This window comes from Streptomyces sp. NPDC102283, from assembly GCF_044766265.1.
Lineage (GTDB): Bacteria > Actinomycetota > Actinomycetes > Streptomycetales > Streptomycetaceae > Streptomyces.
Genome location: NZ_JBIWLQ010000004.1, coordinates 248068 through 272509, shown reverse-complemented (window position 1 = coordinate 272509; position 24442 = coordinate 248068). Strand labels below are relative to the sequence as shown.

At 69.1% G+C, this 24442-nt stretch carries 24 protein-coding genes; 22 read left to right on the top strand and 2 right to left on the bottom strand.

Annotated elements, in window-relative coordinates; genetic code table 11:
* Positions 1 to 194: 194 nt before the first annotated feature.
* From infC to ACIRJT_RS10390, 21 genes are all read left to right on the top strand, one after another.
* Positions 195 to 911 carry a translation initiation factor IF-3 gene (gene infC / locus ACIRJT_RS10490; protein ID WP_382159413.1) on the top strand — a complete coding sequence of 239 codons (717 nt, stop codon included), beginning with the start codon at positions 195 to 197 and terminating at the stop codon, positions 909 to 911.
* 120 nt (positions 912 to 1031) lie between these two features.
* Positions 1032 to 1226: a 50S ribosomal protein L35 gene (gene rpmI / locus ACIRJT_RS10485; RefSeq protein ID WP_003970213.1), complete on the top strand. Its 195-nt coding sequence runs from the start codon at positions 1032 to 1034 to the stop codon at positions 1224 to 1226.
* A gap of 108 nt (positions 1227 to 1334) precedes the next feature.
* Positions 1335 to 1718, top strand: coding sequence for a 50S ribosomal protein L20 (gene rplT / locus ACIRJT_RS10480; protein ID WP_007457565.1), 384 nt, complete (start codon positions 1335 to 1337; stop codon positions 1716 to 1718).
* Positions 1719 to 1859: 141 nt separating this feature from the next.
* A complete protein-coding gene (locus tag ACIRJT_RS10475) occupies positions 1860 to 2705 on the top strand; it encodes an RNA methyltransferase (RefSeq protein WP_217230050.1) in 846 nt (281 codons plus the stop codon).
* Positions 2706 to 2877: 172 nt separating this feature from the next.
* Positions 2878 to 4044, top strand: a complete 1167-nt coding sequence (locus tag ACIRJT_RS10470; RefSeq protein ID WP_403907086.1) for an ATP-binding protein — start codon at positions 2878 to 2880, stop codon at positions 4042 to 4044.
* A 115-nt stretch (positions 4045 to 4159) separates the two neighbouring features.
* A complete protein-coding gene (gene pheS / locus ACIRJT_RS10465) occupies positions 4160 to 5299 on the top strand; it encodes a phenylalanine--tRNA ligase subunit alpha (RefSeq protein WP_403907083.1) in 1140 nt (379 codons plus the stop codon).
* Positions 5299 to 7812, top strand: a complete 2514-nt coding sequence (pheT, locus tag ACIRJT_RS10460) for a phenylalanine--tRNA ligase subunit beta (RefSeq protein WP_403907080.1) — start codon at positions 5299 to 5301, stop codon at positions 7810 to 7812. The genes pheS and pheT overlap by 1 nt, the downstream gene beginning before the upstream one ends.
* Before the next feature lie 420 nt (positions 7813 to 8232).
* Positions 8233 to 9582 (top strand): transcriptional regulator, encoded by a 1350-nt coding sequence (locus ACIRJT_RS10455; RefSeq protein WP_403907078.1) that lies wholly within the window; start codon positions 8233 to 8235, stop codon positions 9580 to 9582.
* 86 nt (positions 9583 to 9668) lie between these two features.
* A complete protein-coding gene (locus ACIRJT_RS10450; protein ID WP_403907075.1) occupies positions 9669 to 10199 on the top strand; it encodes an NUDIX hydrolase in 531 nt (176 codons plus the stop codon).
* 292 nt (positions 10200 to 10491) lie between these two features.
* Positions 10492 to 11358: a diiron oxygenase gene (locus ACIRJT_RS10445; protein WP_403907073.1), complete on the top strand. Its 867-nt coding sequence runs from the start codon at positions 10492 to 10494 to the stop codon at positions 11356 to 11358.
* Positions 11358 to 12203: a hypothetical protein gene (locus ACIRJT_RS10440; RefSeq protein ID WP_403907070.1), complete on the top strand. Its 846-nt coding sequence runs from the start codon at positions 11358 to 11360 to the stop codon at positions 12201 to 12203. The genes ACIRJT_RS10445 and ACIRJT_RS10440 overlap by 1 nt, the downstream gene beginning before the upstream one ends.
* A gap of 1 nt (position 12204) precedes the next feature.
* The gene (locus ACIRJT_RS10435; RefSeq protein WP_403907067.1) at positions 12205 to 12879 is read left to right on the top strand and encodes a holo-ACP synthase; all 675 of its coding nucleotides are present in this window, start codon (positions 12205 to 12207) and stop codon (positions 12877 to 12879) included.
* Positions 12880 to 12908: 29 nt separating this feature from the next.
* Complete coding sequence (locus ACIRJT_RS10430; protein ID WP_403907064.1) at positions 12909 to 13736, top strand: class I SAM-dependent methyltransferase; 828 nt, start codon at positions 12909 to 12911, stop codon at positions 13734 to 13736.
* 11 nt (positions 13737 to 13747) lie between these two features.
* The gene (locus ACIRJT_RS10425; RefSeq protein WP_403907062.1) at positions 13748 to 14701 is read left to right on the top strand and encodes a 3-oxoacyl-[acyl-carrier-protein] synthase III C-terminal domain-containing protein; all 954 of its coding nucleotides are present in this window, start codon (positions 13748 to 13750) and stop codon (positions 14699 to 14701) included.
* A gap of 5 nt (positions 14702 to 14706) precedes the next feature.
* Positions 14707 to 16077 carry a hypothetical protein gene (locus tag ACIRJT_RS10420; RefSeq protein ID WP_403907060.1) on the top strand — a complete coding sequence of 457 codons (1371 nt, stop codon included), beginning with the start codon at positions 14707 to 14709 and terminating at the stop codon, positions 16075 to 16077.
* Complete coding sequence (locus ACIRJT_RS10415) at positions 16074 to 17348, top strand: diaminopimelate decarboxylase (protein WP_403907057.1); 1275 nt, start codon at positions 16074 to 16076, stop codon at positions 17346 to 17348. The genes ACIRJT_RS10420 and ACIRJT_RS10415 overlap by 4 nt, the downstream gene beginning before the upstream one ends.
* A gap of 18 nt (positions 17349 to 17366) precedes the next feature.
* The gene (locus ACIRJT_RS10410) at positions 17367 to 17624 is read left to right on the top strand and encodes an acyl carrier protein (RefSeq protein ID WP_403907055.1); all 258 of its coding nucleotides are present in this window, start codon (positions 17367 to 17369) and stop codon (positions 17622 to 17624) included.
* An 11-nt stretch (positions 17625 to 17635) separates the two neighbouring features.
* Positions 17636 to 18487: a hypothetical protein gene (locus ACIRJT_RS10405; RefSeq protein WP_403907053.1), complete on the top strand. Its 852-nt coding sequence runs from the start codon at positions 17636 to 17638 to the stop codon at positions 18485 to 18487.
* The gene (locus ACIRJT_RS10400) at positions 18484 to 19095 is read left to right on the top strand and encodes a hypothetical protein (protein ID WP_403907051.1); all 612 of its coding nucleotides are present in this window, start codon (positions 18484 to 18486) and stop codon (positions 19093 to 19095) included. Before ACIRJT_RS10405 ends, ACIRJT_RS10400 begins: the two co-directional genes overlap by 4 nt.
* Positions 19082 to 20251: an acyl-CoA dehydrogenase family protein gene (locus tag ACIRJT_RS10395; protein WP_403907048.1), complete on the top strand. Its 1170-nt coding sequence runs from the start codon at positions 19082 to 19084 to the stop codon at positions 20249 to 20251. Before ACIRJT_RS10400 ends, ACIRJT_RS10395 begins: the two co-directional genes overlap by 14 nt.
* A 45-nt stretch (positions 20252 to 20296) precedes the next feature.
* Positions 20297 to 20692, top strand: coding sequence for a holo-ACP synthase (locus ACIRJT_RS10390; RefSeq protein WP_403907046.1), 396 nt, complete (start codon positions 20297 to 20299; stop codon positions 20690 to 20692).
* 118 nt (positions 20693 to 20810) lie between these two features.
* Here ACIRJT_RS10390 and ACIRJT_RS10385 read toward each other — a convergent pair whose 3' ends face one another.
* Together ACIRJT_RS10385 and ACIRJT_RS10380 are read right to left on the bottom strand one after the other, a co-directional pair.
* On the bottom strand, positions 20811 to 21839 hold the full coding sequence (locus tag ACIRJT_RS10385; RefSeq protein ID WP_403907043.1) for a LuxR C-terminal-related transcriptional regulator: 1029 nt from the start codon (positions 21837 to 21839) through the stop codon (positions 20811 to 20813).
* A gap of 127 nt (positions 21840 to 21966) precedes the next feature.
* Positions 21967 to 22731: a thioesterase II family protein gene (locus ACIRJT_RS10380; RefSeq protein WP_403907041.1), complete on the bottom strand. Its 765-nt coding sequence runs from the start codon at positions 22729 to 22731 to the stop codon at positions 21967 to 21969.
* 1063 nt (positions 22732 to 23794) lie between these two features.
* Here ACIRJT_RS10380 and ACIRJT_RS10375 point away from each other — a divergent pair.
* Positions 23795 to 24418: a pyridoxamine 5'-phosphate oxidase family protein gene (locus ACIRJT_RS10375; protein ID WP_403907039.1), complete on the top strand. Its 624-nt coding sequence runs from the start codon at positions 23795 to 23797 to the stop codon at positions 24416 to 24418.
* The last annotated feature ends 24 nt before the right edge of the window (positions 24419 to 24442 follow it).

Here is a 24442-nt window from a genome sequence, read left to right as displayed (position 1 = left end):
GCTCCGATCTCCCACCTGACTGTCCTCACCGGACGGCGGGTCACCGGTCAGACGGTCCCCATCGTTCCGTACGGACGATGGAGCCGTCCGATGCGCCCCGCGGTTGACCGCGGCGGTGTTCCGGTAGTTCCTGGAGCCCCGCCTGTGTCCCGTCCGGGGCATTTTTGCGCTTCCGGTCGGTTGGTCTTGACGTTATAAGACGTTACGCGGCTGTCCGCCAGGCGGTCGCGTGGTGCTACCGAGGAGGATCCATCAGCGCCGAGCCCCGCATCAACGACCGGATTCGCGTTCCCGAGGTCCGACTTGTCGGTCCCAGCGGTGAGCAGGTCGGGATTGTTCCGCTTGCCAAGGCCCTGGAACTCGCACAGGAGTATGACCTCGACCTGGTCGAGGTGGCGGCGACAGCCCGTCCGCCCGTGTGCAAGCTCATGGACTACGGGAAGTTCAAGTACGAGTCGGCCATGAAGGCCCGTGAAGCGCGCAAGAACCAGGCGCACACGGTCATCAAGGAGATGAAGCTCCGGCCGAAGATCGACCCGCACGACTATGACACCAAGAAGGGTCACGTCGTCCGGTTCCTCAAGCAGGGCGACAAGGTCAAGATCACGATCATGTTCCGTGGTCGTGAGCAGTCCCGCCCCGAGCTGGGCTTCCGACTGCTCCAGCGTCTCGCTTCGGACGTGGAGGACCTGGGCTTCATCGAGTCCAACCCGAAGCAGGACGGCCGGAACATGATCATGGTTCTGGGCCCGCACAAGAAGAAGACCGAAGCCATGGCCGAGGCCCGTGAGGCCCAGGCCGCCCGCAAGGCCGAGCGTCAGGGCCCGACCGACGCTCCGTCCGAGGGCGACACCGCCGAGGCTCCGGCCGAAGCGGTCGAGGCTCCGGCCGAGACACCGTCCGAGGCGTGACCTCAGGGGCTGCCATCCAGGCGGCCCCGGGTCCCCCCGGAATCCCATAGAGATCTGACGCCCCTGCAGTCCGGTGCCCCGCACCGTGAGGGGCGCCACTGACGAGGAGAGAACGGCGCGATGCCGAAGAACAAGACGCACAGCGGTGCCAGCAAGCGCTTCAAGATCACCGGCTCCGGCAAGGTGCTCCGCGAGAGGGCCGGCAAGCGCCACCTGCTCGAGCACAAGTCGTCCAAGAAGACCCGCTCGCTGACCGGCACGGTCGTCGTGGCTCCGGCCGACGCCAAGAAGATCAAGAAGCTTCTCGGCAAGTGAGGTTCGGCCTCCGGGCTCGTCCCGGAGGCACGACCTCGATCACACCGGGACCAATTCGTTTCCGGGCCGTGTGAAGACACCCACGGCCCCGCTACAAGGAGTTAACAAGTGGCACGCGTCAAGCGGGCAGTCAACGCCCACAAGAAGCGCCGGGCAATTCTCGAGGCGGCCAAGGGCTACCGCGGGCAGCGTTCGCGTCTGTACCGCAAGGCCAAGGAGCAGGTCACCCACTCCCTGGTCTACAACTACAACGACCGCAAGAAGCGCAAGGGCGACTTCCGTCAGCTGTGGATCCAGCGCATCAACGCCGCTGCCCGCCAGAACGGCATGACGTACAACCGCCTCATCCAGGGTCTGAAGGCCGCCAACATCGAGGTGGACCGCAAGATCCTGGCCGAGCTCGCGGTCAACGACGCCAACGCGTTCGCCGCCCTCGTCGAGGTCGCTCAGAAGGCCCTCCCGAGCGACGTCAACGCCCCGAAGGCCGCCTGATCCAGGCACCCCCTTCCAGGTACGCGAACCGGACCCGCAGGCGCACGCCGCCTGCGGGTCCGGTGCGTTGACCCGCCGACCCATCCCGCCGACGACACCCCACACCGCCACAGCCGTACGCAGAGAGGCTCGCCGCCGACCATGGGCACCCCCGAACTGATCTCCCCGCGTTCCCCCCGTGTCGCCGCCGCCCGCCGGCTGGCCCGCCGCAACTTCCGCGGCAAGGAGCGCAGGTTCATCGCCGAGGGGCCCCAGGCCGTACGCGAGGCCGCCGCCCACCGGGGCGGCGACGGCGAGCCGACCCTCATCGAGCTGTTCGCCACCCCCGAGGCCGCCGACCGGTACGCCGACATCGTCGAGGCCGCCCACACCGCGGGCGCCCGGGTGCACCTCGCCGACGACGACGTCCTCGCCGACGTCTCGCAGACCGTCACCCCACAGGGCCTCATCGGCGTCTGCCGCTTCCTGGACACCCCGTTCGAGGAGATCCTCGCCGCGAAGCCCACCCTGGTGGCCGTTCTGGCCAACGTGCGTGACCCCGGGAACGCCGGGACGGTCCTGCGCTGCGCCGACGCGGCGGGCGCGGACGCGGTGATCCTGACCGACGCCTCGGTCGACCTCTACAACCCCAAGTCCGTACGGGCCTCCGTCGGTTCGCTCTACCACCTGCCCGTCGCCGTCGGCGTTCCCGTCGAACAGGCCGTTCAGGGCCTCCGGGACGCCGGGGTGCGCATCCTCGCCGCCGACGGGGCCGGTGCCGACGACCTGGACGACGAGCTGGACGCGGGCACCATGGGCACCCCCACCGCCTGGGTCTTCGGCAACGAGGCCTGGGGGCTCCCCGAGGAGACCCGCGCGCTCGCCGACGCCGTCGTCCGCGTCCCCATCCACGGGAAGGCGGAGAGCCTCAACCTCGCCACCGCCGCCGCCGTCTGCCTGTACGCCTCCGCCCGCGCACAGCGCCCCCGGCGCGCCCCCGACGCGTAACCCAGCGCCGTTCCGGGGGCCCGTCGGCACACGATCCCGGCCATTCCCGCGCCCCTCCCACCGGCGCACTCCCCTCCGCGCCCCCACAGGGTGTCGCCGGTTCACCGACGACTAGTAGGGTGACGAACTCGGGGGCCCACTGCACCGGTTCGAGAGGTGGGGATACGGGAAGATGGCTGTCGGCATGAGCTCGCCGCGACCGGCGCACACCACCGCACCGCGGGCAGCGGAAGAGAAGCCGGACGGGTCTGCGGCCGGTCCGGACGGCCTCGGCCAGGACGTCCCGGCCATCGACCCGGACGACCTTCCCGACGGTCTCGTCGTCGCCGACGCGAGCGGGCACGTCGTCTGCTTCAACGCCGCCGCCGCCCGCATCACCTCCACCCCCCGCGCCGACGCCATCGGACGTCCCCTGGACGTCGCCCTCCCGCTGGAGGACCTCAAGGGGAAGCGCTGGTGGCCCCTGACCGACCCGTACGGCGGTCTCGCCACCCGCAAGGGCCAGCCCGAGCGCAACCTGCTGCTGCCCGGCGGCCGTGAGGTGCTGGTCTCCGCCCGTTACGTCCGCGAGCACCCGCTCGGCCCGGTGCGCCGGGTCATCGTCTCGCTGCGGGGAACCGAGGCCCGTCGGCGTACCGAACGCAGCCACGCCGAGCTGATCGCCACCGTCGCCCACGAACTGCGCTCCCCGCTGACCTCCGTCAAGGGGTTCACCGCCACGCTGCTCGCCAAGTGGGAACGTTTCACCGACGACCAGAAGCGGCTGATGCTGGAGACCGTCGACGCGGACGCCGGCCGGGTCACCCGGCTCATCGCCGAACTGCTCGACATCTCCCGCATCGACTCCGGCCGCCTGGAGCTGCGCCGCCAGCCCGTCGACGTCTCCGCCGCCGTGGCCCGGCACATCCAGGCGCTCATCACCGGCGGCCAGGAGCCCGACCGCTTCCGGGTCCGGGCCCGCGGGCCCCTGCCCGCGCTGTGGGCCGATCCCGACAAGGTCGACCAGGTCCTCGGCAACCTGCTGGAAAACGCGGTGCGCCACGGTGAGGGAACCGTCACCATTGAGATCGCCCCGGCACCCGCGCCGGGCGCGAACGACGAGACGGGAACGGCTGTCACCGTGAGCGACGAAGGCCCCGGCATCCCCGAGGAGTCGATGGGTCGTGTCTTCACCCGCTTCTGGCGGGGGAGCAAGCGCGGCGGCACGGGGCTGGGCCTCTACATCGTCAAGGGCATCGTCGAGGCCCACGGCGGCACCATCACCGTCGACCGGGGGCCCGGCGGCGGAGCCGAGTTCCGCTTTGTTCTGCCCGTGAGCATGCCCGCCTACCTGGTGTGAGCAGCCCGCGGGCGCCCCGACCGTCCTGCGGCCTTTAGACTCGACCTTTGGCACCTTTGCGTCCAGCGGTCTCCAGCCGGGTCGCGCCACCAGCCAATCGGAAGCACGGGAAGAGATGTCGGCACCGAACAAGTCGTACGACCCAGTCGAGGTCGAGGCACTGAAACCGGAAGAGATCGAGCGCCTGCGGGACGAGGCGTTCGCCGCCTTCGCCGCCGCCGGCGACCTCGACGCGCTCGCCCAGGCGAAGACCGCGCACACCGGAGGTACCTCGCCGCTGTCCCTCGCCAACCGCGAGATCGGCGCCCTGCCCCCGAAGGCCAAGGCCGAGGCGGGCAAGCGCGTGGGCCAGGCCCGCGGCGCCGTCTCCAAGGCCCTCGCCGCCCGCCAGGCGGAGCTGGAGGCCGAGCGGGACGCCCGGGTGCTCGTCGAGGAGGCCGTGGACGTCACGCTGCCCTACGACCGCACTCCGGCCGGCGCCCGCCACCCCCTGACGACCATCATGGAGCGCGTCGCGGACGTCTTCGTGGCCATGGGCTACGAGATCGCCGAGGGCCCCGAGGTCGAGGCGGAGTGGTTCAACTTCGACGCCCTGAACTTCGTGCCCGACCACCCGGCCCGGCAGATGCAGGACACCTTCTTCGTGCGGGGCACCACGCCCGTCGGGAAGGCGACCGAGGGCGACGAGTCCGGCGTCGTGCTGCGTACGCACACCTCGCCGGTGCAGGCCCGCACGCTCCTGGAGCGCAAGCCCCCCGTCTACGTGGTCTGCCCCGGCCGGGTCTACCGCACCGACGAGCTGGACGCCACGCACACCCCGGTCTTCCACCAGATCGAGCTGCTCGCGGTCGACGAGGGGCTCACCATGGCCGACCTCAAGGGCACCCTCGACCACATGGTCCAGGCGCTCTTCGGACCGGACATGAAGACCCGGCTGCGGCCGAACTACTTCCCGTTCACCGAGCCGTCCGCCGAGATGGACATGGTCTGCTACGTCTGCCGCGGCGAGTCCGTCGGCAACCCGGACCGCCCCTGCCGCACCTGCGGCAGCGAGGGCTGGATCGAGCTCGGCGGCTGCGGCATGGTCAACCCCAAGGTGCTCGTCGCCTGTGGCGTCGACCCCCGGAAGTACAGCGGATTCGCCTTCGGGTTCGGCATCGAACGGATGCTCATGTTCCGCCACAACGTCGAAGACATGCGAGACATGGTCGAGGGTGACGTCCGGTTCACCCGGCCGTTCGGGATGGAGATCTGATGCGCGTCCCGCTTTCCTGGCTGCGGGAGTACGTCGACCTGCCGGCGACGGAGACCGGCCGTGACGTACAGGCCAAGCTCGTCTCCGTCGGCCTGGAGGTCGAGACCGTCGAGCAGATCGGCGCGGGCCTCAAGGGCCCCCTGGTCGTCGGCAAGGTCCTGACCATCGAGGAGCTGGAGGGGTTCAAGAAGCCCATCCGTTTCTGCACGGTCGACGTCGGCACCGCCAACGGCACCGGCGAACCGCAGGAGATCGTCTGCGGCGCCCGTAACTTCTCGGTCGGCGACAAGGTCGTCGTGGTCCTCCCGGGCGCGGTCCTGCCCGGCGACTTCGCGATCGCCGCCCGCAAGACGTACGGCAAGACCTCGCACGGCATGATCTGCTCCACCGACGAGCTCGGCATGGGCGACGACGGCACGCACGGCATCATCGTGCTGCCGCCGGAGCACGAGGTCGGCACCGACGCGATCGAGCTGCTCCAGCTCGTCGACGAGGTCCTCGACATCGCGGTCACCCCGGACCGCGGCTACTGCCTCTCGATGCGCGGCGTCGCCCGGGAGACCGCCATCGCGTACGGGCTGCCGCTGCGCGACCCGGCGCTGCTGGACGTGCCCGCGCCGAACGCGTACGGCTACCCGGTCAAGATCAGTGACCCGATCGGCTGCGACCGCTTCACCGCGCGCACCGTCACCGGTCTCCAGCCGGAGGCCCGCTCCCCGATCTGGATGCGGCGCCGTCTCCAGAAGGCCGGGATGCGGCCCATCTCGCTGGCCGTCGACATCACCAACTACGTGATGCTGGAGCTCGGCCAGCCCCTGCACGCCTACGACCGCACCCGGGTCGAGGGGCCGATCGGCGTGCGCCGCGCCGCGCAGGGCGAGAAGCTCACCACGCTGGACGGCACCGTGCGCGTGCTGGACGCCGAGGACCTCGTCATCACCGACGACCGCGGGCCGATCGGCCTCGCGGGCGTCATGGGCGGTGCCAACACCGAGATCGCCGACGCGGGCGGCGAGCACGCCCTCACCACCGAGGTCGTCATCGAGGCCGCGCACTTCGACGCGATCTCGATCGCCCGCACCGCGCGCCGCCACAAGCTGTCCTCCGAGGCGTCCAAGCGCTTCGAGCGCGGCGTGGACCCGCAGGCCGCCGCCGCTGCCGCCCAGCGTACGGTCGACCTGCTGGTCCTCCTCGCGGGCGGCATCGCCGAGGCCGGGGTCACCGAGATCACCGCCCCGTCCGCGCCGCGCACCATCGCGATGCCGGCGAACCACCCGGACAGGGTGGCCGGTGTGGAGTACGGCCGCGAGACCGTCGTCCGCCGCCTCCAGGAGGTCGGCTGCGACGTCTACGGGCAGGACGAGCTGATCGTCACCGTCCCGTCCTGGCGGCCCGACCTGAACGAGCCGAACGACCTCGTTGAGGAGGTCATCCGGCTGGAGGGCTACGAGAACCTGCCCTCCACCCTGCCGACGCCCCCCTCCGGCCGCGGCCTCACCGACCGCCAGCGGCTGCACCGCCGCGTCGGCCGGGTGCTGGCCGGAGCCGGGTACGTCGAGGCGCTGAACTACCCGTTCATCGGCGACGCGGTCCTGGACCAGCTCGGCCTGGGGGCGGACGACGCCCGCCGCCGCACGGTCAAGCTCGTCAACCCGATCTCCGACGAGGAGCCGGCGCTGCGCACCACGCTGCTGCCGGGCCTCCTCGGCGCGCTGCGGCGCAACGACGGCCGCGGCAGCCACGACCTGGCGCTCTTCGAGACCGGCCTGGTCTTCAGGCCGACCGGCGAGGAGACGGCCGCAGCCCGGCTGCCCGTCGACCGCCGCCCCACGGACGAGGAGATCGCCTCCCTGGACGCGGCCCTGCCGCGTCAGCCGCGCCGCGCCGCCGTCGTCCTCGCGGGCGCCCGTGAGCGGTCCGGCTGGTGGGGCAAGGGCACCCCGGCTACCTGGGCGGACGCCGTCGAGGCCGCCCGGTCCATCGCCGCGGAGGCCGGTGTGGAGGTCGTCGTCCGCGCCGACCAGCACGCCCCGTGGCACCCGGGCCGCTGCGCCGCGCTGTACGTCACCGTGGACGGCGAGGAAACCCTCTTCGGACACGCGGGCGAACTGCACCCGCGCGTGATCAAGGCACTCCACCTGCCCGAGCGGACCTGCGCCGCCGAGGTCGAGCTGGACGTCCTGGAGAAGGCCGTCGACGGAGCACTCCAGGCACCCCGGATCTCCACCTTCCCGGTGGCGACCCAGGACGTCGCGCTCATCGTCGCCGGAGACGTCCCGGCCGCCGACGTGGAGCGGGCGCTGCGCGAGGGCGCGGGTGAACTGCTCGAATCGCTCCGGCTGTTCGACGTCTTCACCGGTGAGCAGATCGGCGGGGGCAACAAGTCCCTGGCGTACGCGCTGCGCTTCCGCGCCGCCGACCGCACCCTGACCGTCGAGGAGGCCTCGGCAGCCCGCGACAGCGCGGTGGCCCTGGCCGCCGAGCGCACGGGCGCGGTGCTGCGCGGGGCGTAGTCCTCACGCGCCGAGGCGTTGAGAAGGGGCGTATCCGGCCACCGGATACGCCCCTTCTCCATCCCGCCGAGCGACGGTGGGACCACACGCCGGAGCCGGAGCCGGAACCGGGAGGAACGCGGTTCCGCCGTCCGTTCCGCAGCCACCCTCCTTCGTCGTCGGTCAGTGGGCCGTGCGGTCCGGGCGCCGTCCGCGCTGCCTCGGAGTGTCGGGCAGGTCAGCAGCGCGGACGGCGCGGGTGCGGGTCGTAGGCCGTTACGAGGGGGAGCCGACGACCCGGCCGCCTCTTGCGAGGGAGCTCATTCAACCGAGCCCGGGATCCGCGCGGCAGAGCACACGGAGGGAGGGTTCGGGCATTCCGTTCACACCCCGTGTGAATCGTGCTCCACTAGGCTATTGCGACACGCACCTGGGGGGACGATGGAGCCCAATGTCCTGCTCGAAGCCCTGATCGAGGAGGCCGGTGTGTCCCGTGCGGGCCTCGCCGGTCACGTCAACCGGGCGGGCCTGACCCGCGGGCTGAGCCTGCGGTACGAACACACGGCGGTCTCCCGCTGGCTCAAGGGCCAGCGTCCGCGCGGGCAGGTTCCCGACCTGATCTGCGAGGTGCTGGCCGGCCGGCTGGGCCGGCCCGTCGGGCTCGACGACGTCGGGATGGGCGCCTTCGCCGGGTCGGGGGCGGACGTCGGCTCCGAGGGCGCCTCCCTCTCCGGCTTCGTCGAGCGGGCCACCGCCCTGTGGCGCTCCGACGAGCAGCGCCGCCCGCACCTGGCCACCGTGCCCGCCGTCACCGGCACCCCGGCGGTGATGCCGGTCTGGGAGTGGGAGAACCCCCCGGAGGACATCGACGTCTCACGGCCGGGGCCGGGCCGGGTCGGTGCGGCCGACATAGCGATGCTCAAGTCGGCCCGCGACCACTACGAGCAGATGTACCGCAAGACGGGCGGCATCGCGACCAGGTCCCGGATCGTCCGCTTCCTCAACGCGGAGGCCGCGCCGCTGCTGCGCGGCGGCTACGGCGACGCCCTGGGCCGGAGCCTGCACCGGGCGACGGCGGGACTGGTGGCGGTGGCGGGCATCTGCGCCTACGACTCCGACGCCCACGGACTGGCCCAACGCTACTTCCACCAGGCGCTGCGGCTCGCGAAGTCCAGCGGGGACCGGGGGCTCGGCGGCTATGTGATCGCCCTGCTGGTCACCCAGTCGCTGTTCCTCGGCGACCATCGCCGCTCCATCGCCTTCGCCGAGGCCGCGCTGCGGGCCGCCGGCGGTCACATCACCCCCGCCCTCGCCGCCGATCTGCACGCCATGCAGGCCAAGGCGTACGCCCGGCTGGGAGACGCGTCGAGCGCCCGGGCCTGCATCGGGCGGGCGGAGGCGCAGGCGGGCCGGATCCACACCGGCCGGGAGCCGGAGGAGACCGGGTACGTCCAGCCGGGTCTGGTCGACGTCCAGGTGGCGGAGGCGCTGCTCGGTCTCGGGGACCTGCCCGCCGCCCGGGAGCACGCGGCCTCCGCCGTGCGCGCCCCGGCGCACGACCGGGGGCGCGTGCACCGTCTCGCGATGTTGAGTCATATCGAGCTGCTTCAGGGCGAGCCCGACCGCGCGGCCGGTACAGCGGCCGAAATGGCGATGAGGGCCCGGGGGATGGAGTCCCAGCGGCTGCGCGACCGGCTGCGGCAGGTCCGGCGCGAACTGGCCGCGAGCGGCTGCTCCGACGCGGTGGGGACCACCGACCTCATCGACGAGGCGCTCCGCGTGCCTCTGTGAGCTCTGCCGACGCCCCGTCGTTCGCTCCCTCCGGCAGTCGAGCCTGCTGACATGTTGACCCCAACATGTCGAAAGGCGGCAGAACCGTGCAGTGGACGAACTTAAGCGAACAGAATGTGTATCAGAACCCGTGGTTCCGGGTGAATCTGGCGGACGTCCAGCTCCCCGACGGCAGCCATCTCGACCACTTCGTCATCCGGTTGCGACCCGTCGCGGCCGCCACCGTGGTCAACGAGGCGAACGAGGTGCTGCTGCTCTGGCGGCACCGGTTCATCACCGACAGCTGGGGGTGGGAACTGGCCGCGGGCGTCGTCGAGGACGGCGAGGACATCGCGTCGGCAGCGGCCCGCGAGATGGAGGAGGAGACCGGCTGGCGCCCCGGCCCGCTGCGCCCGCTGCTCACCGTGGAACCGTCGAACGGCCTCACCGACGCCCGCCACCACCTGTACTGGTCCGACGAGGCGCACTGGACCGGCCCCCCGCAGGACGCCTTCGAGTCCTCGCGCCGCGAGTGGATACCGCTGAAGGTCGTCCCGGACATGATCGCCCGGGGCGAGGTGCCCGCCGCGAACATGGCGGCGGCCCTGCTGATGCTGCACCACCTGCGCCTGGGCTGACCCGGCAGCGAAGAGGCGTCCCGTACGGGCGAGGAGCCGGCCCCGGGGTGACCGGGGCCGGCTCCTGACTGCGAAACGAGGGGTGGCTCAGGCGTACGGGTGGAAGCCCGAGCCGGTCCTGTGGCCGAGGCGGTCCGCGTCGTGTTGGCCGTTCCGGGCCAGGCCGCTTTTGGTCCTTGCGTCGGCCGATCGGCCGTCTCTACTGTCATGACGTCGCCGATTATGTGGGCGGTCGACGAAATCGCCAATGGGCACGCGTGCAGGTTCGAGATGAGTTGGAGGCCAATCGCACATGGTCAGTAACCTGATCGATCAGGACGAGCGCTTCCTCGGTATTCTGAATCGTCTGACCTCGAAATCGATTGACGACTACTACAACCCGTACCAGCTTTTCGAATGGCCGGACAGCCTTCCCGAGAACATGTGGTGGATGAGTCCGGAACTCACCACTACGTACGGAACGGAAGCGGCAAAGCGGCTCACCGAGAACCAGCTCTTCGCGCTTTCGCGCCACGAAAGCATCAACTTCTACAGCCTGAACGTGCACGGTATTCGCGAACTGCTCATCGAGGTGACCAAGCGGATTCACACGTCCGGCTTCGAGACGCCTTCCGAGTTCTTCCACCACTTCATCGGTGAGGAGAACGAGCACATGTGGTTCTTCGCGGAGTTCTGCCTGCGGTACGGGAACAAGATCTATCGGCAGCCGGGCGGTGTCAACATCGAGATACCCCGGTCGAACATCGAAAGCCTCCTGGTTTTCGTCCGGATTCTGATCTTCGAGGAGTTGGTCGACCACTTCAACTCCAAGATGGCACTGGACGATCGTCTCGACGACACGATCCGTGCCATCAACCGCATTCACCACCAGGATGAATCCCGGCACATCGCCTTCGGCCGAGAACTGGTAACGGTTCTTTTTGCCGACGTCCGGAAGGGCGCGTCCGAAGAAGAGCTGAAGGACATCTCCACGTACATCAGGCGCTACCTGACCTTCAGCTTCGAGTCGCTGTACAACCCCCAGGTGTACCGCGACGCCGGAATGGAGAACCCGCAGCAGCTGAGGCGCGAGTTGCTCGACTCGCCCCAGCGAATCGAGCTGGAGAAGGCTGTCTTCCGTAAGACCGCCAAGTACCTGGAGAAGACGGGGATCATCTGATGCCGGCGTCACAGGAGGAGGCGAGCCTCTCCGACGCGCTGGTCATTCTGGACCCTGACCAGACCGATCTGCTGAGGGAACTCGACTCGACGTTCACCGGATGGGGAAGGTCGGCCGGCGCGCGAGAGATCCTGCCGCCGCCCATGTACCCGGTTTCCGATCTGGAGAAGTTCGACGTCTATGTGAACTTCCCCCACCTGAACCTGGTGGCGGCGCCGCTCGATCTGGAGGGCGGCCGCGGCAGGCCCGCCGACGGACGCTTCGCCGCCGGCGATCTGGGGGCTGCCCGGTTCGGGCTGCCGCACGCGACCTGCTACGGCGCGTACCTCTACTACGAAGGCACGCGCGTCGACGACAACACGCTGGTCACACTGGTGAACCGCTGTTTCAGGAACGAGGACCGCTACAGCCGCCTCCGGCGGCTCGTGAGCTTCCAGATGCGGGAGATCGTCGCCCTGGGGACGTTCGAGCACACGCAGAACGTCATCGCCGAGTTCACCGGCCGCATCGATCGATTCGCCCGAGCGCTCACACTGGATCTCAAGAAGGTCGCCGCGTCCGACCCGTTCTTCGAGAACGACGGCGCCCGCGCTCTTCTGCAGCGGCTGAGCCCCGTCAAGTACGAATTCTGCCGGGGTGACCTGGCCATCGCTTCCGTGAACACCCACCGGAATTTCTTCGGGGAGCGCTGCGACATCCGGCTGCGCCACGGCGGCGAACACGCCTATACCGGCTGTGTCGCGTTCGGTCTCGAACGCTGGCTCTTTGTGCTCGACGACCTGTACGGCGGCGACGCGCGAAAGGCGCTCGACTCGGTACGGGCCGCCGCGCAACAGGTCGACTGATATGTGGGACGGGCGGGTCGGAATCGATCTGGTCCCCTTCAGCCGCGTACGGAAATTGCTGGCCCCGGGGTCGGAACGGGCTCTGTACCGGCTGCTCACCGCCGAAGAAATCGGGATACTGCGCCTGCCGGACGACCCCGACGTCGAAGGCATCGCGGGCCGGCTGGCCGCGAAAGAAGCAGTCTTCAAGCTGTTTCACCTACCGGGACAGGCGCTGCCCTGGCGCGGTATCGAAATCCTTCGGGGGGCCGGTGGCTGGCCGGAGGTCCGGCTCAGCGGCCGGGCGAGCGAGCTGGCCGCCACAGTCGGTATCGGACATATCGAAGTGAGTATCGCGCACGATTCCCCCTGTGCCATCGCAGTCGCCTACTCGACCTGCGTGAGCGACCGAGGAAAAGAGAAACCCACATCACTCCGAGCGATCGAGGAGACTGACATGCCTTCTGCCGACATCGGCGAAGTACGCGAGTGGATCCTGAGCCGCCACCCCGAACGCCAGACCATAGCAGCCGACGAAAATCTCATCGAGAGCCGACTCGTCGACTCGCTCTCTTTCGTCGAGCTCGTCTATGCGATCGAGGGTGCGAGCGGCGCCGAGATCGACTTCGACAACATCGAGCTCCAGGACTTCCAGACCCTTTCGGCAATCGAAAAGGCGTTCTTCACCGTCGTCTGAACACCCGGATCACGGAGGGCACACGAACCATGGAAGCCGTTTCGTACACCGCCCAATGGACGGCGGCCGCTCGCGCGCTCGAATCTGAGCGTGACAGTGACGCCCTGTTCCAGGACCCCTATGCCCGAGCGCTCGCGGCGCCGCGCGGATTCGAGTTGCTCAAAAAATACGGAGGCGCCGGACTCCTTCCGTTCATTGCCATCCGCACGGCATACATGGATGAAAGCGTCCAGGAAAGCCTGCGCGAAAGCGATATCAGGCAAGTCGTCCTCGTCGCCGCCGGAATGGACACACGGGCCTTCCGCCTGGAGTGGCCCGACGGCACGGTCGTGTACGAGGTCGACCACGCGGCCCTCATCGAGGAGAAGCGTGGGCGCCTCGCACGGCTGGGCGCGGAGCCCAGGACCGAGCGCAGGGAGGTCTCCGCCGACCTCGCCGGAGAGTGGCTGCCCGAGCTGAAGCGCGCCGGCTTCGACCCGGCCGCGCCCACTCTCTGGGTCGCGGAGGGTCTGCTGTTCTTCCTTGAGAAGCAGCAGGCCGAGACGCTCCTGGCAACCCTGGGATCGGTCTCGGCGCCGGGAAGCCGGCTGGCGGTCGACCTCGTGAACAAGGCGCTGCTGCGCAGCCCGTTCTCCCGCGAGTTCCTCAAGGCGCTGAAGGACGACGACACGCCGTGGCTCTTCGGCACCGACGAGCCGGAGGAGTTCCTCGGTGCCGCGGGCTGGAAGGTACGGGACGTCAAGGAGCCCGGGCAGCCCGGAGCGGGAGCGGGGCGCTGGCCCTACGACGTGCAGTCCCGGGACCGTCGCGGCATCTCCCGGAGCTGGCTCGTGCGTTCCGAATTCGCCGGTCGATGAGAGGACACCCGATGAGCGGGGCCACGACACTGGAGAGGATCGAATCGTTCCTCCCCGAACCCAGCGTGACGATCGACGAGGTCGCCGGCAGCCTGGGCCTCAGGCGGCCCGAGGTCGGTGTGTTCCGGAAGATCTACGGACTCGACCGGCTGCGCTTCGCTCCGGACATGGGTCTGTTCGACCTGGTGCTGCCGGCCGCGCAGCGGGCCCTGAAGGCCCTGCCCGCGGGCCGCACCGTCGACTACGTCATCTTCGCGCACACCATGCAGACGCTCACCCCGCCGCAGATCGACGCGGCCCAGGTGATCAGGGACAACCTGGGGCTGCACGACGCCGAGGCCTTCGCCCTCAGCCACCAGGCGTGTGTGAGCAGCCTCGGGGCTATCGACGTAGCGGGCGAACTGCTGCGGGCCGAGGGCCAGGGGACGTCCTACGCCCTGATGGTCACCGGTGAACGCGCCTACTCACCCAAGGTGCAGCTGATCCCCAACAGCGCGATCATGGCGGACGCGGCGGCGGCCTGCCTGGTCACCGTGGACGGACCCGGTGACGTGGTGCGCTCCTACGTGACGCGCACACTCGGCCGGTTCGCCGCGGGCCTCGACCTCAGCAGGGAGGAGACCCAGGACTTCGGCCGGGCCTACGGCTCCGTACTCGGCGAGGTCATCGAGCAGGCCGTGGACCGGGCGGGACTGGCGTTCTCCGACATCGAGCTCGTGATCCCGCACAACGTGAACATGGTCTCCTGGCGCCAGACGATCAAGGAGATGGGCGCGGACCCCGAGAAGTTCTTCCTGAGCAACATCCCGCGCTACAGCCACTGCTACGCGTCCGACGTCTTCGTCAACTACACGACGCTCCGGGACGAGGAGGACCGTCTCGTCGACGGGGCGAACTACGTGCTGGTCTCCGTAGGACTGGGAGCCACCTTCGGCGCGATGGTCATCACCCATCGGAAGCGGTGATCACCGTGGCCGATCCCGTGTACACGAGCGACCTCAAGCAGGCGCTCACCGGTGACCGCGAGGCCCGGTTCGTCTGGCTGTGCAATTTCGAGGTGGAGAGGGAGTGGGCCCTCGACTACGTCGGTCTCCCGGCGCCCCGCGTCTCGAACACCACCGCGACCGTCCAGCGGATGGAGGAACTGGGGGCCCTCCTCGCCGAGCCGGCCGACTATCTCCTGCTGGACCGGCCGCTGTCGGGCGGCTACCGCCACTACGTCGACAAGACCGGACTCGGTGCGCCCACGGAGCTGCTCACCCGGGCCCCCGCGGGCGCCGGGGGTACCAGCCGGGCCGTGCTCGACTCCCCGGAGCTGATGGACCGCCTGCGCACCCTCGCCCAGGGAGGGGCCTACCTGATGCCCATGGGGAACTCCGCCCAGGAGCAGCGGATCTCGGAGCTGACGGGGCTGCGGCCGGCCGTGCCCGACGCCGGTGTGTACGAGCGTGTCAACAGCAAGATCTACAGCCGACGGCTGGTCGAAGAACTCCGGCTGCGGGCGATTCCCGGCTTCTGCTGCGAGACGGTGGGAGAGCTGCACCGGGCTCTGGACCGGGATTGGGGCGACAACGCGGGATCCGTCATCGTCAAGGACGCCTTCGGTGTCTCCGGCAGGGGCCTCGTGGTGGTCGACAGCGGCCGCAAGGCCGACCGGCTGCTCCGGCTGATCGACCGCAGGGCGCGCTCCACCGGGGACGACCGTATCCACGTCGTCGTCGAGTCGTTCCTGCCCAAGCGGTTCGACCTCAACTACCAGTTCACCATCGACCGCACGGGCCGCACACGCCTCGACTTCGTCAAAGAGGCGCTCACCGCAGGCGGCGTGCACCTCGGCCATGTGATGCCCGCCAACCTGACCGCCGAGCAGCACGCGACGCTGGCCGAGGCCGCCCAGCTCCTCGGCGCGAGGCTCTACGCCGACGGGTTCTTCGGAGTCGTCGGCGTGGACGCCCTCCTGGGCGCCGATGATCTGGTCTACCCGGTCCTGGAGATCAACGCCCGTCTGAACATGTCGAGTTACCAGGGACGGGTCACCGAGCTCTTCCTGCGGCCCGGCGGGGTCGCACTGGCCAAGCACTATCCGCTGCGCCTGCGGGCACCGGTCCCGTTCGAAGAGGTGGCCGAGGCCCTCGGTCCTCTGGCCGATCCCCCGGAGGACGGCACCGGACTGCTCATCACCTGCTTCGGCACCGTCAACGCGCAGGCCGACTCCCCACCGCCGTTCGGCGGTCGGCTGTACAGCGTGCTCTTCGCCCACGACGCGCGGCACCTGACAGAACTCGACCGACGGGTGGAGGGAGCGCTCCATCGCTTCGGTATCGACGAGAGGACACCGTGAAGACCAAGGAATTGCATGTGCAGGGTGTACCGGTCTCCGAGATCGCTGAAGAGTTCGGCACCCCGCTGTACATCTACGACGCCGATGTGCTGCGTTCCGTCTACCAGCGCCTGCGGGATCTGCTGCACCCGGCCGTGGACATATTCCTGTCCCTCAAGGCCAACCCGAACGTGAGCGTCTGCTCCTACCTCGGGTCGCTCGGCGCGGGGGCGGAGATCTCCTCCATGGTCGAGCTGCTGACCGCGCAACGTGCGGGCATCGCCCCCGAGGACATCATCTTCCTCGGCCCGGGCAAGACCCCCGCCGAGTTGGAGGCGTGCGTCGCCGCCGGCATCCACGCCATCGTGTGCGAATCGCTGGAGGAAGTGCTCCAGCTGGAAAGGATCGCCGTCGAGACGGGCAGGGCCCAGGTCCCGGTCCTGCTCAGGATCAACCCGGACTTCCACACCAAGGGCTCCGGGTTGTCGATGGGCGGCAAGCCCCGGCAGTTCGGGATGGACGTGGAGCTGCTGCGCCGGTCCCGTGAGGTGCTCGACGGGCTGGACCGTGTCCATGTGCGGGGCATCCACGTCTACATGGGCACCCGCTTCCTCAACGCGGACGACCTGGTGCACAACACCCGGCAGATCCTCGCGACCGCCCAGGACCTGTCGGGGCAGCTCGGCATCCCCCTGGAGACCGTCGACTTCGGCGGCGGTTTCGGTGTCGGCTACTTCGACAACGAGAGCGATCTCGACATCGAACGGACGGCCGCCGGCATCAACGAGGTCGTCGCCCCCTTCGCGGAGGCCCACCCCGGCTGCCGGCTGATCAACGAACTGGGGAGGTACCTGACGGCCTGGTGCGGTACGTACGTCGTACGCGCGCTGTACGTCAAGGAGTCCCAGGGCGAGCAGTTCGTGGTCGCCGACGGAGGCACCAACCACCACATGGCCGCGGTCGGTATCGGCAGCTTCGTCAAGCGGAACTTCCCCATTCGGTCCCTGACCCGGTACGCCGACGAACCGGTCGGGACCTACACCCTCACCGGCCCGTTGTGCACACCCAACGACGTGATCGGCAAGAAGGTGGCCCTCCCCGCCGTCGAGCCCGGTGACCTGCTGGGGGTCGAGCGGTCCGGCGCGTACGGTCCGACCGCCTCACCCGGCCTCTTCCTCAGCCACGGCTTCCCGGCCGAGGTCCTCGTCCACGACGGGATGCCGCACCTGGTCCGCGAGCGGGACCGGGTCGAGGAACTGCTGGTCAAGCAGCGCCTTGTCGACTTCAAATGACCCAGAGGAGCACATGCCATGGAACCTCAGAACGTGGTGACCGCCATCGAGGCCGCCCTCAGCGAGGTCCTGGAGCGTGAGGTCGACGGCCTCACCAGGGACGTCCGGCTGTTCGAAGATCTCCACCTGGACTCGACCTCGGTGCTGGAGATGCTGATGGCGCTGGAGGACGGCATCGGGATCGTGGTCGACCCGGAGGATCTCGACATGGACGACTTCAAGTCCGTCGGGACCCTCACCGACTACGTCCTCGCCCAGCAGACCAGTGAGGTGTGAGGCCTACCACGATGTCCACACTACGAGCCGCCAGCGCGGTGCTCTCCCCGCCGGGCAAGCCTTATGACGAGTCCCCCGCCACCCTTTCCTACTACCGCGACCTGGTGGAACCCTTCGGGATGACGGTGGACGAGGAGCTGCTGCGCTCCGGGTCCCACGTCACCCACCGTGAGCTGATCGACCGTCTGGGCGCGCCGGAGGACATCCGGCGGTGCGACCCCGACCTGGTGATCGTGACGCACGCCCTGCCCGACGTCACCCCCTTCGCCGCGATAGCACCGCATCTCAACTGGCTCCTCGGCGACAAGGCCACCAGTTTCGGTATCTCCCAACAAGGACTGGCAGCGCCGTTCACCGCGCTGCGCATCATCTCCGCGTTCCAGCGGTCCGGACGCAGCCGGACGGCCGTGCTGGCGATCCTGGAGCAGACCACCCTGCCCACCCGCTTCCCCCTGGCCCACGACACTCCCCTCACGGACTCCGGGGCCCTGCTGGTCCTCGGTGTCGACGGCGGGCCCCGGGTGACGGATGTGTCGGCCATCGACACGCCGCAAGCCGCGGTGGAGAGGCTGACGGAGCTGGTCGCCGAGGACCCGCAGGGCACCCTGCTGGTCCTCGGACCGTGGTTCGACCAGTCGGGGCTCGATCCGGCCGTGCGCCGCCAACGGCTTGCTACCGGCACGTACGCCACCAGTGTCTGGCTGGCGCTGGCACGCCACTGGCGCACCTGGCGGCAGGAGTACGCGGCGGTCGTGCTGTGCGACACCGATCCCCGGTCCGGCGGCACCCACCTCGCCGTACTGCGCTCGGACCGGGAGACTCCCGGCCGAACCGGCGCGGCCGGGACGGGAGCGGGCACATGACGACGCCGAAGTCCCCCGCTCCTACCGCGACCACCGGCCTGCCGGAGTTCGCCGCCCTGCTGGACGGCTGTCACGAGGCGGCCGTGCCCGGTGCTCTCGTGGTCTCCCGGGGCGGACACACGGTCGCGTCCGTCCGGCGGCTGGGCACCGGCGTACCGGTTCCGGGCAGCTCCGGGACTCTGGCGGTGACGAGCGGCGGACCACCCTCGGCCGGCCATGAACTGGCGGCGTTCGCCGATCGGTTGGTACGGCTGCACCGAGCGGCCGTACACGCGGTGCTCGACGAGGCCGTCACCCGGCTCGGCGAACGCACCTCCGAGGGCACCAGCCTGCTCAACCGGCAGCTCGTGCAGGGCTCGGTGGCCGATGTGGCCCTGGCCCTGTCCGAGACCCAGGACCTGCTCGCGCTGCCCTCCCTCAGCGCGGCCGGGCTCCGGCGCGCACACGCGGACCTGGTTCGCGCGGGGCGCACGGTGCTCAAGCTGTACGGCGCCCACAGCCTGACGAGTGAGGGCCCCGGACCGGTTCTCTACGTCGCCGAGCTGCTGGGCAACACCTATCTGCATCTGGGAAGCGAGTGGGGGGACACAGGAGATGGCAGCAGCTGAGAGCGACCGCACAACGGTACTGCGGGGCCATGTCGGGGAAGCCGCCGCGGAGTTGCGAGTGCGCGGCCTGGGCCTGGAGCTCGACCGGGATCCCACGGCGATCGACCGGTGGCTGGGCCTCAGGGCCGTGGAGTTGATGCGGTCGTGCACCATTCCGTTGGAGTACGTCGACGAGCCCATCGTGGCCGGCCCCTACACGTACGACATGACCTCATGCCTCGAACACGTGGTGACCATAGAAGAGCTGAGCTACGGAGACACCGGCTTCATGCTGGCCTGTCCCGGCCCGCTGATGTCCGGTGTGACGGTGGGCGCGCTGGGCGACCCCTCACAGCGCAAGGGCTACTACGAGCGGGTCGCTGGCCGGGAGCCGACCTGGACGTTCTTCGGACTCACGGAACCGCGCAAGGGCTCGGCCGCCACCGAGCTGGAGGCGACGCTCGTTCCGGAGGGTGACGGATTCCGGCTCAGTGGGACGAAGCGCTATGTGGGCAACGCCGCGTTCGCCCAGCTGGGCGTGGTGTTCTGCCGGCGGGCGCCGGGCCCGCTGGGGATCGAGGCGGTGCTCGTCGACACGGACGAGCCCGGGTTCAACGCGGAGCCGATCCCCACCGTGGGACTGCGCGGAGCGCGCATCTCCCACATCACCCTGGACGACGTCCGGGTCGAGCCCGAGCAGATCCTCGGGTTCAAGACCCTCAAGTCCACGCGGCGCGGGCTGGTGGGCGCCATCCGGACCCTCCAGCGGTTCCGGCCGGTGCTCACGGGCACGGCGCTGGGTCTCGCCCGCGCGGTCCTCGACCATGTCCAGGAACAGCGCCCGGGCATCACGGGAACGGACCGCCTGCGTCTGGAGGAGCTGCGGGACCGGGTCGCCGCCGTCCGGCAGCGGAACTACCAGGTGGCCTCCGCCATCGACGCGGGCCGGGTACGGGCCGACCACATCGCCGGAGTCAAGACGAGGGCCGCGGAGCTGGCCGAGGGCTGCACACTGCTGGCGGCCGACCTGCTGGGTCCCGGCTCCCTCGTCACGGACCCCTGGCTGAACAAGGCGTACCGGGACGCGCGCGCCTTCGAGTTCATGGAGGGCACCGGACACATCCAGCGACTGGCCGTATTCCAGGGCGTGTTCAAGGGGACGTTCCTCAAGGACTGAGTCCCGAGGACCGCACGCTTCCGTGACGAGGTGAGGTGGTGTGCTGTGTGGATCGGTGTGGATGTGCTCCAGGCGGGCGAACTCGACCGGCTTCTGCGCCGCGACTGGTTCCGCGCGTATGTGTACGCCCCCGAGGAACTGGCTGTCGCGGCGTCCTTCGGGGAGGACCGGGCCCGGGAGTTCCTCACCGGCCGGTTCGCCGGCAAGGAGGCCGCGCTCAAGGTGATCGGAACCGGCTTCGGATCGGGAGTGACCCCTCGCCAGATCGCCATCCTGCGCACCGGCGGTGGAGCCCCGGTGGTCCGGCTGTCGGGGAGAGCACAACAGGTCGCCGCAGAGGCGGGCATGGCGGGCATCCACCTCTCCATCACGCACAAGAAGGGAATGGTCGTCGCTGCGGCCATGGGTGTGCCCCGGTTTGTCGAGCAAACCGGGGCGTGATCCATCCCCGGGGCCAGGCGGTCGGTGGGAGACGCCCCCCGGTGGCTGGCGCGCGAGCCGGGCGCGGTGCGGCGCCCGACATACCGGGGCACACGGTCGAGCCCCCGGCCGGCGCGGCTCAGACGAGTGCCGCTCCCTGCAGAAAGCCGGCCTCCGCCGCGGCCACACCCGCCTGGAAGCGGCTGTCGACACGCAGTTCCTTCATGATGACGGAGATATGGCGTCGCAGGGTGCGGGGGGCGATGCCTACCCGACGGGCTATCACGTCGTCCTTCAGCCCTGACGCGAGCATCCGCAGGATCGTGATCTTCAGTTCGTCGAGCGTGTCTCCGTAGGGGGAGGTGACATGGCCGTCGAACCGTTTGGCGGACTGCCAGCCGTTCTCGTAGGTGCGGCGCAGGTGGTTCACGACGGACGACTCGTACAGAGCGCTGACCGCGAAGGTGTCCTGACTGGCGGTGTGATCCTGGATGAACGCCGCCTGGTGGTCGGCGATGACCACGAAGTCGGAGAACTCGTCGGAGGTCCGCACCAGCGCCCCACCGCTCACGTACTGCTCCATGTCGGAGCGGATGCGCATGTGGGACCTGGCGGTATGGGGGTACAGCAGACGCACGTTCACACCGCGCTGCAACGCCTCGTTCGCCAGCACCATGGTCCTCGTGAACAGCGTGTTCATGGGGATGCCGTCCGGCCAGACGGCCAGGATCTCGTGCGTGCAGCGCCGGATGGCATCGGCGAGCCGCAGCAGGATCTCGTCCTGGTCGCTGGAGACGACGACGGTGCCGCTCTGCAGCCGCTTGCGCTGTACGTTTCCGAAAGTCTCGGTGAACGGCTGGAGTTGGCGGTTGATGTCCGACAGCTCGCGGCGTTTGTCATGTATGGCCTGCTCCAGCGGGAACACCAGCTCCAACTGGGCCGCTTCCGGACTCACCGCGATGTAGGCATTCCGTGTCCCGCAGTATTTGACGAGTCGCAGTTCCCGCAGGGCGTCGATGGCTCGTTCGACCGCTTCGGTCGGCAGCCGAAGCCACACGGCGATCTCCGAGGCGAAGACCGAGTGGTGTGCCAACGCGCGCTCGTACACGTGGACCATCAACGCGTCGAACGCGCCCGCGCCCGTGGTCCCGACGGTTTCCTCGCCCAAAATCGCCGGGTAGGAGAATGAAGACGGCGGGTGAACTTCTTGGCGGCCGGGAGGCTGCTGTTCTTCAGGTGTGACCACTATCTGCATGTGTTCCACGGTGCTTACTCCCATCGGTGAGATCGGATCTTCAATCCGATATGATCTTTAAGTCCCTGAGGAACTCGTCGATCACGGCCGAAATCTGATCTTTCAGAAAGAAGTGGCCGCCCGGAAAGTGTGCCGTCCTGAATTCGCCGGTCGTGTGCTTCCGCCAACCGGGGGCGGAGTCCGGGTCCAGGTAAGGATCGTCGTCGGCCAGGAGGAAGGTAATGGGACACTCTATGGTCGATTCTTCGGGCGCCCGGTAGGTGTAATTCGCCTGATAGTCGTTCTTCACCACCGTCAGGATGGCCTGAAGCAGCTTTGGCTTGTTCAGGAGCCTGGAGGGTATGGCCCCCATGTCCTTGAGCTCCGCCACTATCTCTTCGTCGTTCTGCGGAGTGTGCGGGCCGAGCCCGTCGGAAGGGGAGCGCCGGCCCGAAACGAAGAGGTGCGCGGGCGATGTCCCCTCCGCCTCCAGCCGTCGGGCCACCTCGTACGCGATCACCGACCCCATGCTGTGGCCGAAGAGCGCGAGGGGGCGGCCGTTGCGAATCCGGGGGAGCAGCTCGGCGCGGATACGGTCGGCCAGCTGTCCGATGTCGCTGATCGCGGGCTCGCTGCGCAGCCCTGAGCGGCCCGGGTACTGGACCGACAGCGCTTCGACCGACGCGGGCAGGGCTGCGGACAGAGAGGTGAAGACGCTGGCGGAGGCGCCCGCGTACGGACAGCAGACGAGGGTCAGCGCCGCATCGGGTGAGGGGTGATAACTCTTCAGCCAACCGTTCGCGGCTGTGGCAGTGGTGTTGTCCATGGAGCATCCATCCGTCGACAGGGCGATACGAGGGGAGCGCACAATGCGGTGGACTATGGAGCTCGCCATTACTGGTGATGCGAGCTGACTCGCCTGAATCTTCTGTGCTGCCGATTCGTGCATGAATCACGTGAGCCGTCGGCGCTGCGCACATCGGCAGTCGAAGGAGAAGTGGTGCCCATCGAGCCAATTCAACTGAACGATCCTACCCACCGAATACAGGTCCATGTCAACTGCCATTGTCATCGGTGCATTGAGGTCGGTGGCATCGGTGACATCGGTGCACGGGGCAGCGGTGCGGCGTCGAGGGCACGGAGGTTGTCGGCCGGTTCGCTGCGGGTCGCATCGCCTGTTCGTGACCGTACATTTGAGCCACTGGGCGTCGCACGGTCGAAAAGAAGCGGCGAAAGCGATGCGCGAGCGCGGACCTGACATCTTCCCGTCGGTGCATCGAGGAGTCCGGAAGGACGGCGCTCCGCAATCCGGCTATCCGGTATAGGAAAACCCTTTGCTTATACCTTGCGGTGCCCGCGATCCGTACCTCCGGTGAGTCGGAGGTACGGGGGGAGTGTGTGGGGCGACGGCGTTCCGGCTGTGCGAACGCACCTCACCCGGTCCGTCGTGACGACGGACACGAAGCGCGAGCCGGATGCGACCGGGCGGCCGGTCGACGCGGGCCGCGGAGACTCCGGGCCGGACAGTGCGGGGGAGGAGCCGGACAGTACGCATGTCCGCGCCGACGCGTATCGGTGAAGGACTCAGGCGTCTCTGCCATTTTCGGGATACCTTTCGGAACCGATGAGTACCATTATCCTCGATGGGCATCGTAGCAGTGACATGACACGTTCCAAAGGGGCCATAAGCGACGGTACGTGAGGGCCGGACGCCGGGGCGGTCGGATCGCCCCGCCTCCGTCCCGCCCGACCGCCCCTCGCCGTCTCCCGCTGTCCGAGGCGAGCGGGCTGAGGGAGACCTGGCTCGCCGGCACCCGTCCACCAGTGGTTCACGTCGGCGTTGACCGCCGTACCCACCCACGTCGAGACGCTACGAAGAAGGGCGTTGAATGAGCCGCTACGCGCAGGTGGCCTACACCGAGAGTGTGCAACAGGTACAGAGGGAGCAGGGCAGCGCGCTGTCCGGCATCCGCCAACTCTCCCAGGGGGACGCACCTGACCTCATGGGGACGGCCGAGGCGGGGTTCATCGAATCCAGGGACGGCTTCTATCTGGCCAGCGTGGGCGAGACCGGGTGGCCGTACGTGCAGTACAGAGGAGGTCCTCCCGGCTTCCTCCATGTGCTGGACGAGCGAACCCTGGCGTACGCGGACGTCCGGGGCAACCGGCAGTACATCACCACCGGTAACGTCCGTGCCGGGGGGCGGGTGGCGCTGTTCCTCATGGACTACGCGCGACAGGCCCGCCTGAAGATCTTCGGGCATGCGGAGGTGAAGGAGCCCGAGGAGCACCCGGAGCTGGCCGAGCGGCTCGACCTCCAGCGGACCGATGGGCGGGTCGAACGGCTGATGACCATCCGTGTCGAGGGTATCAACTGGAACTGCTCGCAGCACATCACGCCCCGGTTCTCCGAGGCCGAGCTGGCGGAGGCGCTCCAGCCCATCCGCGACCGCATCGCGGAACTGGAGGCGGAGAACGCGACCCTGCTGGCCGAGGCCGCTGCGCGCCGCTGAGGAGGACCGGGAACCCCCGCCGGC

Coding starts and splice junctions, on each gene's coding strand:
- rpmI (WP_003970213.1), top strand. CDS start 1,032: ATGCCGAAGAACAAGACGCACAGCGGTGCCAGCAAGCGCTTCAAGATC.
- ACIRJT_RS10475 (WP_217230050.1), top strand. CDS start 1,860: ATGGGCACCCCCGAACTGATCTCCCCGCGTTCCCCCCGTGTCGCCGCC.
- ACIRJT_RS10470 (WP_403907086.1), top strand. CDS start 2,878: ATGGCTGTCGGCATGAGCTCGCCGCGACCGGCGCACACCACCGCACCG.
- pheS (WP_403907083.1), top strand. CDS start 4,160: ATGTCGGCACCGAACAAGTCGTACGACCCAGTCGAGGTCGAGGCACTG.
- pheT (WP_403907080.1), top strand. CDS start 5,299: ATGCGCGTCCCGCTTTCCTGGCTGCGGGAGTACGTCGACCTGCCGGCG.
- ACIRJT_RS10455 (WP_403907078.1), top strand. CDS start 8,233: ATGGAGCCCAATGTCCTGCTCGAAGCCCTGATCGAGGAGGCCGGTGTG.
- ACIRJT_RS10445 (WP_403907073.1), top strand. CDS start 10,492: ATGGTCAGTAACCTGATCGATCAGGACGAGCGCTTCCTCGGTATTCTG.
- ACIRJT_RS10440 (WP_403907070.1), top strand. CDS start 11,358: ATGCCGGCGTCACAGGAGGAGGCGAGCCTCTCCGACGCGCTGGTCATT.
- ACIRJT_RS10435 (WP_403907067.1), top strand. CDS start 12,205: ATGTGGGACGGGCGGGTCGGAATCGATCTGGTCCCCTTCAGCCGCGTA.
- ACIRJT_RS10430 (WP_403907064.1), top strand. CDS start 12,909: ATGGAAGCCGTTTCGTACACCGCCCAATGGACGGCGGCCGCTCGCGCG.
- ACIRJT_RS10425 (WP_403907062.1), top strand. CDS start 13,748: ATGAGCGGGGCCACGACACTGGAGAGGATCGAATCGTTCCTCCCCGAA.
- ACIRJT_RS10410 (WP_403907055.1), top strand. CDS start 17,367: ATGGAACCTCAGAACGTGGTGACCGCCATCGAGGCCGCCCTCAGCGAG.
- ACIRJT_RS10405 (WP_403907053.1), top strand. CDS start 17,636: ATGTCCACACTACGAGCCGCCAGCGCGGTGCTCTCCCCGCCGGGCAAG.
- ACIRJT_RS10400 (WP_403907051.1), top strand. CDS start 18,484: ATGACGACGCCGAAGTCCCCCGCTCCTACCGCGACCACCGGCCTGCCG.
- ACIRJT_RS10395 (WP_403907048.1), top strand. CDS start 19,082: ATGGCAGCAGCTGAGAGCGACCGCACAACGGTACTGCGGGGCCATGTC.
- ACIRJT_RS10380 (WP_403907041.1), bottom strand. CDS start 22,731: ATGGACAACACCACTGCCACAGCCGCGAACGGTTGGCTGAAGAGTTAT.
- ACIRJT_RS10375 (WP_403907039.1), top strand. CDS start 23,795: ATGAGCCGCTACGCGCAGGTGGCCTACACCGAGAGTGTGCAACAGGTA.